We start from the raw sequence: 15,288 nt of genomic DNA on the forward strand, positions 1-15,288 counted from the left end.
TTTACTTCTTTTTAAAATACCACAAAAAGAGACTTGTTCCGGTTTTTGCCATATTGAAAAATTGAGTGAACGTTTTGATTTCAAAAAGTTTTTTGATAATATAGGAAGGTTTCATGTAAAATTTTTGGTGTGCTACTTTTATTATTTTTTTTATTTTCTCCTCATCCCAATTTTCAGAAATCACCACAGGCTTTTTTAAATCCTTATCAACCGGGTTCTGGGCATTTATTTCCCTGTACCAGCCTCTCCTTTTTGCCTCCTCATATATCCATGTTCCGTAGTAAGGCGATAAAGCGCTGAACTGAGCATAAGTCGGGTTTAACTCCTTTGCAAATTCTATTGTCTTAAGTTCATCGTTATAAGTCTCATTAGGGATTCCTAAAATAAAATATGCCATTGTTCTGATACCTGCTTTATGTGTGAGCTTGAAGGCTTTTCTGATATCTTCAAGGTGGGTTTTTTTATTCAAATACTCAAGCCCTTTTTCATTGCCACTTTCTACACCATAGGCAATCATCGAACATCCTGCCCTTTTCATCAGAGAAAGCATCTCTTCATCAACAAGGTCAGCCCTTCCCTCACATTTCCAGTCGATTTTAATCCTCCTTTTCAAAATCTCTTCACAGAATTTTAAAACTCTTTCTTTTTTCAGGGTGAACAGGTCATCATAAAAAATTATTGAATCAACCTTTATATCTTTTATTATCTTCTCTATTTCATCCAAAATATTCTCCGGACTCCTGCTTCTCCATTTTGACCCAAAGACAGACTTGTCACAGAATATGCATTTATAAGGACAACCCCTTGAAGTAAACATGGTTGTAACATTTTCTTTGACAGAGAGAACATATTTATAGGAACTGTTTGGTAAAAGATGCCTTGCAGGGAAGGGAATTGAGTCTAAATTCTCTATCAACTCCTGCGGAGGGTTTACTCTATCTCTGCTGATTAATCCTCTGACATTTTTAAAATCAGTATTTTCATCAAGCCTTTTAATAAATTCCAAAAAAGCAATTTCTCCCTCTCCATATATTGCAAAATCTACCTCAGGGCATTGATTAAAAACTTCATCCTTAAAAATAGAAACATGAGGTCCGCCCATGACAATATATTTAGAATACTTTTTGCAAATCTTTGCCGCTCTGAATGTAGTGTCAATTACAGGACTCATTCCGCTAATTCCTACTAAATCAGAGCGTTCATGCTTAACCGCTACTTCAAAATCATTCCATGAAAGCTGAAGAGCAAAGGCATCCAGAATTTTAACATCAAAATTAGCTTTTTCTAAAACTGCTGCAAGATATGCCAAACCAAGTGGTGGGACTACTACACTTTCATTTGTGATTTTTCTTGGGGGAGGATTAATTAACAGTATTTTCATATTTACTCTTTGAGAGCAATTTCTCTTGCAGATATTCCAAACTGTTCAAACCACCTATAGATTTCAGCATCAGAAACTTTTTTTAACAATCTTATCTTTTTTCTCTTCTTAAGCATCATCCCAATCCCCTTAATTGCAGCAAAGTATGCACTAAAAAGAATTTTTAAAAGCTCAATTTTCGAATTTTCTTCAACAAATTTGCCTGAAGCTCCTTTTCTGGTTAATGCTCCATAGGCTTGAAATAAAAACCTTATAAAAGTATAAAAGGGGCTAACAAGAAGCATCTTTGAAGGAAAATATTTTATTGCAATCCAGACTCTGTTTCTTTCAACATAGAAGGCTTTTAGTTTAGAGTACGCACTACTTGACCCTGAATAACGGTGGTAAACAACAGCAGAGGGAACATAAATACATCTCCACCCTGCCAGTCTTCCCTTTATTCCAATATCAGTATCATCACCGTAAGCAAAAAAATCTTCATCAAAAAGACCTATTTCATCTAACATCTTTTTTCTATATAAGGCTGCACATCCGCTCGGGAAAAATACCTCTTCCCTATTGTCATATTGCCCCCTGTCTTTTTCCAGCCTTCCCTTACCTCTATTTAATCCATCTCTGTATATTAAATGCCCCACATTATCAATAATATCCTTGTTCTCATAAGATAACACCTTTGAAGCGCACATCCCTATCCTGTTATCTTTTTCAACAACTTTTATCAACTCTTCAATCCATTTTTCATCCGCTACAGCATCATTGTTTAAAAGCAGAATATAATCTCCCCTTGATGCTCTTATCCCTCTGTTATTTCCTCCAGAAAACCCTAAGTTTTTTTCGTTCTCTATTAGTTTTACTCTATCCCTAAATTTACTTTTGATTAACTCAACAGAGCCATCAGTTGACCCGTTATCAACTAAAATTATTTCAGTTCTTTTATAAATCTGCTTAATCAAAGAGTTTAAGCAATCTTCTATCAAGCTTTTTCCATTCCAGTTCAAAACTATCACAGAAACTAATGGAGTATCCATTATTAAGCCTTTAGTCCTTTATTCCCTTTGCCCAAAAGTCATTGGAAAAAATATAGATGAAAGGTTTCATGGAAAGCACTTTTGAGATAAGCCTTGTAAACGGAGATTTAACAAACTCCTGTGTAAACCTGCTCTCTCCCTCTCTTAGAATATCCTTATCAAGCCACATATTGAACCTTAAAGTTGAAGATTTAACAAGTTTTTTAAACCGGAACGGATTGTATTCATTTATATGAACATTGTCTTGGGCAATATGGCGACTGATTTCGCCTAAAAGATTCTTTTTCCCGATAATTCCTAAGAAATATTCCATCAGTGGCAATACAATTTTTTTAAAATATATATTTGGGCTTGTATGGATTAAAACAAACCCATCTTTTTTCAATATCCGTGAGATTTCTTTAATACAATTTTCTGTATCTTCCGGAGTCAAATGTTCAATTACATCACCAATAAGTATTTTATCGAACATGTCAGATTTAAAAGGAATAGGACTTGCAAGAGAACAGCACAGACAAGATTTTTTAACGTTACTTAAAGTCTCTTTTGATATTTCCAAAGCATCTTTTGAGTAATCAATACCAAATACAACAGCGCCTTTTTCTGCACAATGGTAAAGAACCTCACCTCTACCACATCCTATGTCAAGAATCATCTCTCCTTCTTTAGGAGAAAGAATCTTTAGCTGCTTTTTTTTGATATAAGATAAACTTTTATTATTCAGAAATTCTTTATAGCCATCGCAGCGGTCGCTTAAAAAATATTCTTTTGAATAGACTTCAGAAGAAGGGGTTTTAGTCATCAATTCCTTTGCTTTCTTTTAAAAAGGCAGGTCAGGAGACCTGCCACTACCCCGGATAGCATCAGGTCTCCTGACCTGATGTATATCCCATCATCTTTTTTACCTTTTACAAATATAAATTCACCAGAAATAGTATCACCGTTTTAAAGCATAAAGGCGATATTTCCTGTTCTCATATACAAGAGGCAAGGAAAGTTCTTTCGGTTTTTCAAACACAGCATAATTTGCATTATATTTTTTTGCCACATTTAAAAGTTTATCTTCATTAATCGAATTATATTCTTCTCTTTCTCTAACAAGTCCAACATCAAAATTAGTCTCACCGCTTAAACCCAAATCCCTCATCCTCTCAAGCCATTTTTTTCCGTAATCATTACCAAAAAATATTGTAAGACCTCCATCTATCCAATCTCCAAAGCTTGCCCTTTCGGAAAACATTCTGAAATCAGGATTTGCCGTATACGGTGGCACAACAAAAAGAGAATTCTTATCAGTATTATTTTTAGCATAAAGCTGAATATCAATCCAGGGATTCACATTTTTTTCATCATATCCTCTAAAATAGACTGAAAATCCTTTTCTCTCATAAATTATTGCGAAATTAATAATAAGTGCAAATATCAGGGCAAAAATTATTAATAAGCTTTTTTTGTTTTCTGTTTTTAAATATTTCTCTGTCACTGCTATTATAAAAAGGAAAAACAGACAGGCAATGAAAATTGCAAGCCTTTCTCTCCCTATATCAAAAAAAGAGTTTCTAAATCTTGAAAATATAGTACTCACTAATACAGCCCCGCTTACTGAACAAACCAGCGCCTGAATCATAAAACGGAATTTTCCTAAATCTATCCTTGAATCATAGGCAATTATAAAAAGTAAAAAAAGAGGAAGAAGCCAGTACGGAGTTTCATAATAGCATCTAGGGCTATTAAACTTTGTGGTCACATAGCTCGTGATGACAAGTCCGGTCCCAATAACACCAAACTTCCTCCATATATTTTCATTAAAAGATGAAACCAGAAAATTGGAGATAAAGCATAAGGCTATTATAAAATAAATCCATGTGCTACGCCATAAATGAAGCTGCATTATTGTAGGTATAGGCTTATACTCCGAAAAAATTGTTCCTGCTGCGCAAAGAAGCAATATCCCTAAAAAAAACGTTTTTATTGTTTTCTTATCCTCAGAAAAAGGAGAAACTTTAAATGATATTATAAAGGCAATGAGGAATATAAAAAAATTTCTGAACATGTCAAAACCCCATTTAGACGGGTAGATATGAATCCAGAGAGTCCATTTTACAACATCGTACCACTCTTTCCCGACTTCCATTTTCCCAAAATTTCCAAAAATTGGAATTAATCCTGGAACTGCCGGAATAATAAATGCTGATAGCGACAAACATAAGGTTTTCACTCCGACCTTTTTTATATTCAAAAAAAGATATAAGAGAAAAATAAATGAAACAAAGAATGCATACATGAGTTGAAAATTTACAACTATTCCTGTAAGGAAAAGTGCCGGAACATATTTTTTTCTTATGAAATAATTAATAGCAAAAATTAAGAAGGGTAGCGAAAAAGAGCTGTGGTGCACAAAAAAATAATAAATTTGCGGGGCATCAACAATCCATTGCCTAATCCCAATAGAAAAAAGGATGACCGATATGTAACCAACAAGAGGTTTTTTAAAAAGGGTAAGGCTTAAAGAATATATTCCATAAATTGTAAAATAAAGTGTTACAAGGTGCAGCAGGAAAAATGTCCTTTCTTTAGATAAATACTCAGATAATAAATAAGCTATTTTCCAGAACCATCCAATCTCATGCTTTAAAAGTGTCTGGACAAATATATCGCGCTGAAAAAGTAAAAGGTCTTTTTTTGCTGAAATTAATGAGAGGTAAATATTGTAATCATAGCGATAGCTATTAAGCAATATTGAGTTTAAAGTAATTACTGCTAAAATTACAGGTGTTTTAACTGATTTCAAAAATCGGTTTTGGCTTTCTATTCCAATCAATCTTTATAACCCCTTGTCAACATATTCAGATAAATGTTCAGGCAGGTTGTATAGGTTCTATTTTAAGAACTATATCAGCAATCTGGTTTCCCAATTTCACACTATAGTTCATTCCTCTATCTTCAGGATAAATCTGAGCCATAGTTGCTGTAAAGAGGTTTTTTATCGGAGTTTCAAAATTCGGGAGGGTTTGTGAATAATTTATTGTCACAATAGGCTGCGCAAATTCATCACGAAAAATGAAAAATTGCTCTATCCATTCTTCAGAAAAATTTGGATTCATCTTTTTAAGATGTTTTGAATATTCCTCTATTAATTCTTTATCACTACACTTATACAGCCACTCATCCCTGTATAGATAATTAGATATATAAAGGATATTCTTATTGTTGTAAGCACTGGGCCTTATAAAATTGGTATGTTCTATAATCCCACCAAATGGGATAGAATTATCACTTATGTTTTCCCAGTAATTGTATGTAAAAGAGTTTTTCAAAATCAATATCACACATACAGTGCTCGCATATTCAACCTGATTTATTTTTTTCTTATATTCCTCAGATAACTGAGGAGCAATTCTAATCAGGACTGGATAAGCAACAGTACTTACAGCTTTGTCAAATTCATATTCACCTTTATCAGTTTTTATAAATACCTTATTGCCATCTGTAGCATCTATCCTTACAATTTTTTCTTCCTTTTTGACTGTACCACTCATTGAAATAATTTCATTTTCTAACTTATCTATCAATAACCCGAAACTGCCCAAAAGATATCCAAGCCTTTCCTTTTTTCCTCCTTTTGATCTGGAACTTCCTCTCAGTTTTATTTTTCCCCAAAGCCAAGACATTGAAGCTTTCTGATAATTTTTTCCAAACTTAGCAACCAAAAGAGGCTCCCATATAACTTTACATACATTTTCTCCTGCATACTTCCTCATCCATTCTATAGCTGTTGTTTTTTCCAGTTCCCGCCAATTATTATAATTTTTCAAGAACAAAACAGTTGCGCCAAAGCGGAGTTTATCAAGAAAAGAAAGATGCTTGAATCTAAAAAGTTCTCCTGGAGTCCCAAAAGCATGGATTTTGTTTTCATAAAAAAGTCCCATCCGGCTTTCAAGCCACATGAGTTTATCTTTTAAGCCTATTTCATCTATGAGATTTATTATTTCAAAATCAGTAGTAAAAATATGATGATAGTATTTCTCTATTAGAAAATTATCTATTTTTACAACTCCTGCTAGACCTCCAAGAACTTTATCTCTCTCGAACAGAGTAACACTAACCCCATCCTTTGATAATCTGTAGGCTGCCGTCAGACCTGCAACCCCACCTCCAATGATCGCAATTTCCATAATAGTTTATATTTTCATATCAATTTAATTTTTCTGGAAAACCCCGCATTGAACAATCCCAAAAAGATTCTTTTTCTTTATCAACTTCAAAGGGATTTCCTCAAGATAAATTAAATTAGAATGAGGAGATGTCCTTTTTTGAAAAATAGAAAGATGTTCACCGATTTGTAATAAACTATCCATATATGGGACAGGAGTTGAAACCATCAGGATTCCCTCAGGCTTTAATATCCTTTTAATCTCCTTTGTACAATCTATATGTTCAATAATCTCTAAGGCAAATACTGCATCAAAAGAATCTTCTTTGAAATTATAAGTCTTTACATTGCCAACTATATCTGCAGGAGAACTTTCATCAAATCCAACACAGTCATAGCCTAAATTCCTTAAATAATTAGTAAGCCACATACTGCCACATCCAAGGTCTATTATTTTGTAGTGGGGCTTAAGAAAGGGTATAAAAAATTTCAACTTCTGTCTGTTTGCAAAGGATAGTTCTTTCATACACAGGATTCAGAGTCTTTTGGTTGAAGTTTATAGTATATCTGCTTGAGGTTGTAAAGGATTAATCAGCATCTTGACTTTTTTAGTGGATTTAATATTGAGAAATTGTATAATTTTCCGAATAAAATTAAAATTTAAAACTGGAGATTGCCATTTGTGGAAAGGTAAAAAAGTCTCAGTAATACTACCTACCTATAATGAAAAAGATTCCATCCGCCAAGTTATTGATGACTTTTATAACACAGGTTATGTGGATGAAGTCATAGTGGTAAACAACAATGCTGCTAAAGGAACAAAAGAGGAGGTAGGAAAAACTAAGGCAATCCAAATTTTTGAAGAGAAGCAGGGCTATGGCTACGCAATCCAAAGAGGATTCATGGAATCAACCGGAGATCTTTTCGTAATATCAGAACCTGATGGAACTTTTTGCGGTAAAGATATAGTGAAACTCTTAGCCTATTCTGAAGATTTTGATGCAGTCTTTGGTACCCGCACAACAAGCATAATGATCTGGGAAGGAGCAAACATGAGGCATATGTTAAGAATCGGAAATATTCTCGTTGCAAAACTCATAGAGTTTTTCTTTAACACCACACAACTAACCGATGTAGGATGTACCTATAAATTAATATCCAGAGAAGTTTATGAAAAGATAAAAAATAAATTTACAATTGGTGGTTCTCATTTTGGTCCGGAACTTATGCTTCTGATAATAATAAATAGACTTAGATTTATTGAAATCCCATTGAATTACGGAAAAAGAGTTGGTAAATCATCTGTAACAGGGAATAAAGTAACCGCTTTTCTCCTTGGGTTGCGGATGATTGCCCTAATATTTCATTACCGGATATCTTCCCTTTTTGACAAAAACTTATAAATTAATGGTTTCTACTAATAAAATACTTATTTTTTTATTCTTATTATTTTTGCTTCAGCTCGGATTTCTCTCCTGCTATCTTCCATTTTCTGAATGGGTTACTGACTCTCCAATTTTTACTGATGATTATGGAGTCCATTATGGAGATTCAGTAAAACAGAATTACTTTATGAGAAAATTTGGTCGCCAATGGGGATATGATCCCTATCAAAGGGCAGGAACACCCACCCCTACTATAATTACTATTGATAACAACGGTTGGGGATTATTCACCTATATATTCTTCTTTCTTCCAGAAGCTGTATCCTTCAAACTATATTTTATTCTTGCCATCCTCTCAATTCCATTTTTATGCTATTTTTCAGCTCGCAATTTTGCCTTAACATACAAGGAAAGTATATTATGCTCTTTTTTGGGGACTATTTTCTCACATATTTCTATTTGCGTAGATTTCCTGTACTGGGGTACAGTCTCATATATATTTGTGTGTTACCTATCTCTTCTAACAAGTTCAGTTTTTTACAGATTTTTAAAAGAAAAAAGTTTTCTAACCTTTTTAGGATTTATTCTGGTGTTTTCATCTGCCTTATGGATTCACATATTCGCATGCATAAATTTAGTTGCTCCCCTGCTAATCCTTTATATTACATTCTTTCCTAAAATAAGCTTAAAAACCCATGGATTGGTTTGTCTATCCATTGTTATTGTTTTTCTAATAAACAGCCCTTGGGCTATACCGTTCATAAATTTTTTTGATGGTATGTTTATAAATCAAATCTGGACTCCATATGTAAGCTACGATATTTTTCAACCTATTAAAACATACCTTAACCAATCAGTTTATTTTAATTTGTTCAAGAATATACCTTTCCAGAAGTCAGCATTAGTAGACATCGGGTTGATGCTTTTCGGAATATTAGGGATTTATAACTGGTTAAAAGAGGGAGAAAAAACAAAAGGGTATGTTTTTATTGGAACTACAATATTTCTCTTCCTTTTTTCTTACTACGGAGGGCAGTGGCATTTTACAGAAACGCTTACTCCTATGCGATATACTATTATGATGAACTTATTTTTAGTATTACCAGCAAGCAAAGGAGTAAATAAACTCTATGAATTGTTCATGGAAAATAAATCAAATATGATGAAGATAATTTTTGTATTGGTAATAACCTGTTTAACTATGATTTTTTTAGCAAAGCCCTATTATCACCTTTATATAAAAAAAGATTTCAGGTTTATGACAAAAATTCCGGATAAGGTAGAAGAACTTATGAAATGGATTGAAAAAAATACAACAAGCGAAGGAAGAATTTTAATTGAAAATTCTGATTGGGAAAGCGACCATCAATATTACGGAACTCATCTTCCACTTATTTTTCCTTTATATATGAAGAGAGAGTTTATAGGAAATGATTATGGATATAACCCTACAAAGGATTCTTTCGTAAGCTATTTTAATGGATTGCTTTTTAAAAGACCCATCCAAAACTTTACATTAGATAGCTTAAAGCCCTATTTAGACCTCTATAATATAAAATGGGTTATTTATTGGTCAAAGCCTTCAAAGGATTTCTTTGAGTCTTACCCTGAATACTTTGTTCCTGTCAAAAAGATAGACCGTTTCTACATCTGTGAAATTCCCAGAAAGCCTTCTTTTTTTATTGAAGGTGAAGGTAAAAGTTCTGCTGATTATAATTTAATTGAATTAAAAGATATAAAAAGTAAAGACAATGGAATAATTCTTTCATATCACTGGATGAAATATTTTAAAACAAAACCTGCTGTAAAAATTAAAGAAAAAAAATTTCTGGATGATCCTATTGGGTTTATTTGTATTGAAAAACCTCCAAAGTCTCTATTAATATATAACAGTTATAAAAATTAAGGAATCATTTTAATGGAGCAAAATTCTTTAGAATTAAGTCTTGTTATACCTCTTTATAATGAAGAGCCAATCCTTGAAGAAAGTCTAAAAGAGATAAAACTTTTACTGGATACTTTTAAGTTCTTATATGAAGTTATTCTTATTGATGATAAGAGCAGGGATAAAACTGTAGAAATTGCAAAAAAATTTACAAACCAGAATAAAGATTTTAAGTTATTTTGCCATGATAAAAATCAAGGAAGAGGAGGAACTGTAAGAGACGGGATAAAGATGGCTAAAGGAAGTGTGGTAGGATTTATAGATATTGATCTTGAGGTGCCTGTCTATAATATAATCCCCTGTATTCTGAAGATTGAAGAAGGGTTCGATGTTGCAACCATTCATAGAATTTACAAGCTAAAATTGAATTACAGATGGATAATGAGCAAGGGATATGGGTGGCTTGTGAAACTGATATGTAAGACTCCTTTAAAAGACACAGAAACAGGATGCAAGTTTTTTAACAGAGAAAAAATCCTCCCTGTGCTGGATAAAACCGTTGATAACCACTGGTTCTGGGACACAGAAATTATGGTTATCTCTTATTATGAAAATTTAAAAATTATTGAAATACCAGCTCTTTTTATAAAAAAATCTGAATCCCTTTCTTCTGTTAATTACTTCTCTGATAGTGTTAAATATTTTCTTAAGCTAATAAAATTCAGAAAAGTAGTAAAAAGATACAACAACAGTAAATCTAAAGCTCAAGAATAACACAAAGCAAAATGCTTTCACCAAAAGTTTTATCAAATATATTAAAATGGTGCTTTAATGCTACAATAAAGAGCAAACCCTTTCCTCTTATATGCAATATCTGGATTACAAACAAATGTAACTTCAGATGCAAATTCTGTTATCAGGATTTTAATATCGCTTCAAAGACCCTATCAGAAGATAAATTCAAAATGGCAGTTGATGATTTGGAAGGAATGGGAACCATATACCTGTACATTAGCGGTGGAGAACCTCTTCTTGTTGATAAGATTGAAGAGAGAATAGAATACGCAGCAAAGAAAATTCCCTATGTCCATATGGTCAGCAACGGTTTCCTCCTCAATGAGGAGAAAGCCCAGAAACTCGCAAAAACAGGAATCAGCGAAATCTCAGTCAGCTTGGATGGAATGGAAGCCACTCATACAAAATATCGGGAAAATGAAAAAGCCTTTTCCAATGCCATAATGGCAATAAATAATCTGAAAAATTATGCTCCAAATATTAAAATTACTTGTTCCAGCATGGTTGCCCCATGGAATATAGATGACCAGATGGAATTAATGAAGCTGTGCGATTCACTGAATGTAGAACAGAGGTTGACTGCCTTTGAGGACTTTCCTGTTGTAAAGGAAAATTATATTGATGATTTTGAAATCACAGATGAATTCCTTGAAAAACTAAAAGTATTCTTGAAATGCTACTCTGAATTACATAAAGACAGGTTTTTAAAATTCATAGAAATATTTTTTGAGTCAAAAATAAATGATAATACTTCTTCTGAATTTGAATTATTTAATGACCCGTGCCTTGTCCCTTCTTTTTATGTTAATATTCTTGAAGACGGAAGTGTTTCCCCATGTCACGGAGTACATAAATACCATAACTATCAAAAAGAAATTTTTAATATAAACAACCACACTCTGAAAGAAATAATCTTCTCCAAAGAATATAAAAGACTGATACAAGAAATGAGAACCTGTAGTTACTGCAGAGAACTTCTTTCGAGCTGTTATATCAGACCAAGGCTTGTTTTCCCGCCAGCAAGCTTTTTCAAATACACAGTTTATCCGAGGATAAGAGATATCTTTGGATTTTAACAAAGATAGTTAGCTGTAAACATATCAATTCCCAAATCACAAATTCCAAAAAAATAAAGTTCTAATGTTCTGTATATGAGTTTGATTAATTTGAGAATTGAAATTTAGAGCTTATTTGTATTTTGGTGTTGAAATTTGGAATTTTAGTATCTAAGTCTTCAGATACGACACTTCCCTCAACACCCTTTTAATGTTCGCCAAAGAATATTTTAAAGAAATCCTCAGAGATAGCTCAGCAAAACAGGACACCCAGCAATGCCCGCATAATTTCTGATTATGATCGTTTCTTATTGCTTTAAACTTTTCTGACTTCCATATCTTTCTGAATGATTTTTCCCTGATATTCCCTGCAATCCTCGGGTCCAAAGAACACTGGGTCACATCCCCAAAGCTGTCAACATTACAGCACAAATATCCAGCATAACAATTTTTCAAAACATATTCTCCTCTAAAAAATTCCCTGAAGGTATCCAAATAGACTTCAGAGTTTGTATATAATCCGTTTTTCTTAACCTCTCTTTGCAACTCCTTCATGCTTCTGTGTATCTCATCAATCTGCTCTTCTGTTGGCATCAATTCCTTGTCCCCAAACTCCCTGTGATTATATGGATAACCAAAATGCACAGGCAGGAATTTAACCCATTCAGCCTTAAGTGAAATTGCCAAATCAAGCATCTTTAAAATCTCTTTGTAGTTCTCTCTGCTTACAACCATATTAATCCCAACCTTTATCTCATCACCACCCTTTTCTTTTAACATCCGGACCCCTTTGCATATCTTTTCAAAAGCCCCTTTTATCCCTCTTATTTCATCATGTGTTTCAGCAAAAGGATCATCAATTGACACAGAAACAGAGTTAATCTTGCATCTGACAAGTTCTGAAACTTTGCTTTCATTAAGCAGATATCCATTTGTAACAAGATAGGTAGACATTTTAAGTCTGTGAATTTCATTAACAACTTCTTCTAAATCTTTATTTAGAAGAGGTTCCCCTCCCCAGAGGGCGATTATTTTTACTCCCATTGATGCAGCATCAGACAGAAAAACAAAAATTTTCTCTTTGCTTAATTCGCTTTTCCCCTTGCCCTGACCATCTCTTCCAATATTACAGATTTTACATTTCAAATTGCATTTTTCAGTTAAAGCCAGAAATATTACAAGAGGACCCCTCGGAGCAGTTCCGAACAACCGGGTTAATTTAATATTTAAGGTTTGATAGAAAATCGAAAGAAGATTTGCTATTTTCAATATTTCCTCCCGAATACTAACCTCAAATAATTTTTTGTTCTTGTCAAGATAAAAGAAAATGAGGGCTTATATTAAATTGACAAACAGGGATATTTCATTAAAGATAGGTGAATGAGAGACGAAAATTTGAGGTAATCGTTTTAATCTTGCCAATAAAAACAAACAGTTTAAAAGCAATAAGAAGATGTCAGTGTACAACAAACTAATAGTTTCTGGTTATAAATTTTTAGGAACTTTCTCTGAGTTTGATGCATGGGATAAATTCCAGTTTCTTTTGGATAACCAGTATAAATCAAGAGAAGAGATCGAAAAAATCCAGTGGAAAAAAATAAAAAAGCTTTTAATCCATTCCTATGAAAACGTTCCTCTGTACAAAGAAAAATGGAATAGAGCGAAAATCAAACCTGAAGACATTCAAAAACCATCAGATATGCTCATTCTTCCAATTACTACTAAAAATGAATTAAAGGAAAACTTTCCTGATAAATGTCTTGCAAAAAATATTGCTAAAAAAAACTGCTCTCTGGTTCAATCCTCTGGAACAACTGGCAAGCCTCTGGCAATATATATTGATTTTGCTGGCTACAACCTTCAATATGCTGACCTTCTCTATTCTTACTATTTAGATGGCTGGCAACTGGGGGATAAGATTGCAACAGTAAGAAATAAAGCGCACGGAGACTATAAAGGAAAATTTGCCAAAGATGGTTTAAATTCTGAACCATACTCATTAATCAGAGACATAGTATATCTTTTTTGCCACAGGAAAATACTTCTCTCGCCTGTTGAAAATGGTACTTTTATCGAAGAAGTTAAACTTAAAAGTATAACAGAAAAACTATTAAACCATAAACCTCAACTTCTTGAAGGAAATCCTGTGTACTGGGAAATTTTGGCAAATTATTTTTTAAAAGAAAACATTTCCATAAATGGAATAAGAGCTATTGAAGTCGATGAAACGCCTGTAACAAATAAAATAAGGGAAAAACTAAAAAAAGCTTTTAAAGCCAATGTGTTTGATTGCTATGGAAGCCATGAATTAGGGATTGTTTCACATGAGTGTGAAACACATCAAGGTAACCACATCCTACCTTTTTCAAATTATGTAGAGTTTATCAAAGACAACAAACCAGCAAAGAGTGGAGAACTTGCAAACTTGGTTGTAACAAGCCTTACCAACTATGCAACACCCCTGATAAGATATGACACAGGAGATTTAGCAAGAAAAATAGAAAATAATTGCTCATGCAAAAGAAAATTTTCTTTAATGTCTCATGTTGAAGGAAGATCTGATGACGCTATTTATGTTGATGGAAAACTTTATACAACCTTCTTTTTTCTGGATTACTTCCAGTCAATTAAAGAAATATCTTTTTTCCAGCTTTTAAAATCGCAGAACGATATATATATTCTTAATTTAGTAAAAAATTCTGATATTCCGGAATCAATTGAACAAAAAATCAAAAACGATTTGGAAAAAATTTTAAATAAAAAAATGACTATAATTTATATCAAAGAAATCATGACAGAGGCTTCAGGAAAAATCAGATGGATTAAAAACTCAATTTAAACTACAAGTCTTTTATGAGAAGCATAGTCTATTGGCATCCTTTTACATATAAACTGATAATGCGGTTAATCTATGGGAAATATTATATCCCATTTTATGGAAAGATAGCCAATGAGATAGGCAAAATGGAACTTTTAGATATCTGCTGTGGAGATTGCTATATTACTCATTTCCTTTCTGGCAATAAGTATTTAGGATATGAAATAATTCCAACCTTTGTGAAAAAAGCGAGGAAAAAAGGAATCAATGTGGAATTAGTTGATATAAGGAATAAACCTTTTCCGGAAACAGAATGTATCTTAATTGCAAGAGCCCTCTACCAACTATACCCATACCATGAGGAAATAATCTCAAAAGCCCTTAAAAGTGCTAAGAAAAAACTTATTATAGCTGAATCTGCAATAAACCTTGCATCATCAAGAAACCCGATAATATCATCAATTGCAAAGCGCTCTACAAACCCTGGCGTTCATTCATCAAACAAAAGATTCAATCCGGATGAGTTAAGAGAATTATACGAAAAATTTGGAGCCAAAAGAATTGAGTTTTTGGGACGTGATTTTATAGGAATTTTTGAAAAATAACATGCCGTTTCTTAAAATACCAAGGCACAGACTCTATCTGAATGGAAAGATTTTTTTTAAAATTATTGAATCTTTTTTGAAAGGGAAAGTCATCGCTGGCAAGGAAATTGATGAGTTTGAGAAAAAATTTGCTCAATATATAGGAACAAAATATGCAATCTCTGTACCATCAGGGCGTATGGC

General features: G+C 33.0%; 13 protein-coding genes and 1 pseudogene. 7 read left to right on the forward strand and 7 right to left on the reverse strand.

Features of this window, described 5'->3' with window-relative positions; genetic code table 11:
* Position 1 precedes the first annotated feature (1 nt).
* The 6 genes from A3H37_07535 to A3H37_07560 form a co-directional block, all read right to left on the reverse strand.
* Complete coding sequence (locus tag A3H37_07535) at positions 2-1,381, reverse strand: hypothetical protein (protein ID OGL48467.1); 1,380 nt, start codon at positions 1,379-1,381, stop codon at positions 2-4.
* A gap of 2 nt (positions 1,382-1,383) precedes the next feature.
* Positions 1,384-2,409: a hypothetical protein gene (locus tag A3H37_07540; protein OGL48468.1), complete on the reverse strand. Its 1,026-nt coding sequence runs from the start codon at positions 2,407-2,409 to the stop codon at positions 1,384-1,386.
* 10 nt (positions 2,410-2,419) lie between these two features.
* Complete coding sequence (locus tag A3H37_07545) at positions 2,420-3,211, reverse strand: hypothetical protein (protein ID OGL48469.1); 792 nt, start codon at positions 3,209-3,211, stop codon at positions 2,420-2,422.
* Between the two features lie 135 nt (positions 3,212-3,346).
* Positions 3,347-5,230 carry a hypothetical protein gene (locus tag A3H37_07550; protein OGL48470.1) on the reverse strand — a complete coding sequence of 628 codons (1,884 nt, stop codon included), beginning with the start codon at positions 5,228-5,230 and terminating at the stop codon, positions 3,347-3,349.
* Positions 5,231-5,267: 37 nt separating this feature from the next.
* A complete protein-coding gene (locus A3H37_07555) occupies positions 5,268-6,584 on the reverse strand; it encodes a hypothetical protein (protein OGL48471.1) in 1,317 nt (438 codons plus the stop codon).
* Positions 6,585-6,608: 24 nt separating this feature from the next.
* The gene (locus A3H37_07560; protein ID OGL48472.1) at positions 6,609-7,088 is read right to left on the reverse strand and encodes a hypothetical protein; all 480 of its coding nucleotides are present in this window, start codon (positions 7,086-7,088) and stop codon (positions 6,609-6,611) included.
* Positions 7,089-7,242: 154 nt separating this feature from the next.
* On the opposite strand from A3H37_07560, the gene A3H37_07565 reads away from it, so the two are divergent.
* The 4 genes from A3H37_07565 to A3H37_07580 are packed head-to-tail and all read left to right on the forward strand — an operon-like array spanning position 7,243 to position 11,703.
* Positions 7,243-7,965: a glycosyl transferase gene (locus A3H37_07565; protein OGL48473.1), complete on the forward strand. Its 723-nt coding sequence runs from the start codon at positions 7,243-7,245 to the stop codon at positions 7,963-7,965.
* Entirely contained in the window at positions 7,949-9,853 is a 1,905-nt protein-coding gene (locus A3H37_07570) for a hypothetical protein (GenBank protein OGL48474.1), read from the forward strand. The genes A3H37_07565 and A3H37_07570 overlap by 17 nt, the downstream gene beginning before the upstream one ends.
* 12 nt (positions 9,854-9,865) lie before the next feature.
* Positions 9,866-10,606, forward strand: coding sequence for a hypothetical protein (locus A3H37_07575; protein ID OGL48475.1), 741 nt, complete (start codon positions 9,866-9,868; stop codon positions 10,604-10,606).
* Positions 10,607-10,617: 11 nt separating this feature from the next.
* Positions 10,618-11,703 (forward strand): hypothetical protein, encoded by a 1,086-nt coding sequence (locus A3H37_07580; GenBank protein OGL48476.1) that lies wholly within the window; start codon positions 10,618-10,620, stop codon positions 11,701-11,703.
* Positions 11,704-11,853: 150 nt separating this feature from the next.
* On the opposite strand, the gene A3H37_07585 is transcribed toward A3H37_07580, so the two are convergent.
* Positions 11,854-12,951 (reverse strand): hypothetical protein, encoded by a 1,098-nt coding sequence (locus A3H37_07585; protein OGL48477.1) that lies wholly within the window; start codon positions 12,949-12,951, stop codon positions 11,854-11,856.
* Positions 12,952-13,141: 190 nt separating this feature from the next.
* Between A3H37_07585 and A3H37_07590 the strand changes: the two genes are divergently transcribed.
* The 3 genes and pseudogenes from A3H37_07590 to A3H37_07600 all read left to right on the forward strand — a co-directional run bounded on the left by A3H37_07590 (position 13,142) and on the right by A3H37_07600 (position 15,288).
* Positions 13,142-14,521, forward strand: coding sequence for a hypothetical protein (locus A3H37_07590; GenBank protein OGL48478.1), 1,380 nt, complete (start codon positions 13,142-13,144; stop codon positions 14,519-14,521).
* 14 nt (positions 14,522-14,535) lie between these two features.
* Positions 14,536-15,105 carry a hypothetical protein gene (locus tag A3H37_07595; protein ID OGL48479.1) on the forward strand — a complete coding sequence of 190 codons (570 nt, stop codon included), beginning with the start codon at positions 14,536-14,538 and terminating at the stop codon, positions 15,103-15,105.
* A 1-nt stretch (position 15,106) separates the two neighbouring features.
* Positions 15,107-15,288 (forward strand): annotated as a pseudogene (locus tag A3H37_07600) (hypothetical protein).

The sequence above is a fragment of the Candidatus Schekmanbacteria bacterium RIFCSPLOWO2_02_FULL_38_14 genome (genome assembly GCA_001790855.1).
Taxonomy (GTDB): domain Bacteria; phylum Schekmanbacteria; class GWA2-38-11; order GWA2-38-11; family GWA2-38-11; genus 2-02-FULL-38-14-A.

Coding starts and splice junctions, on each gene's coding strand:
- A3H37_07595 (OGL48479.1), top strand. CDS start 14,536: ATGAGAAGCATAGTCTATTGGCATCCTTTTACATATAAACTGATAATG.
- A3H37_07580 (OGL48476.1), top strand. CDS start 10,618: ATGCTTTCACCAAAAGTTTTATCAAATATATTAAAATGGTGCTTTAAT.
- A3H37_07575 (OGL48475.1), top strand. CDS start 9,866: ATGGAGCAAAATTCTTTAGAATTAAGTCTTGTTATACCTCTTTATAAT.
- A3H37_07535 (OGL48467.1), bottom strand. CDS start 1,381: ATGAAAATACTGTTAATTAATCCTCCCCCAAGAAAAATCACAAATGAA.
- A3H37_07540 (OGL48468.1), bottom strand. CDS start 2,409: ATGGATACTCCATTAGTTTCTGTGATAGTTTTGAACTGGAATGGAAAA.
- A3H37_07560 (OGL48472.1), bottom strand. CDS start 7,088: ATGAAAGAACTATCCTTTGCAAACAGACAGAAGTTGAAATTTTTTATA.
- A3H37_07555 (OGL48471.1), bottom strand. CDS start 6,584: ATGGAAATTGCGATCATTGGAGGTGGGGTTGCAGGTCTGACGGCAGCC.
- A3H37_07545 (OGL48469.1), bottom strand. CDS start 3,211: ATGACTAAAACCCCTTCTTCTGAAGTCTATTCAAAAGAATATTTTTTA.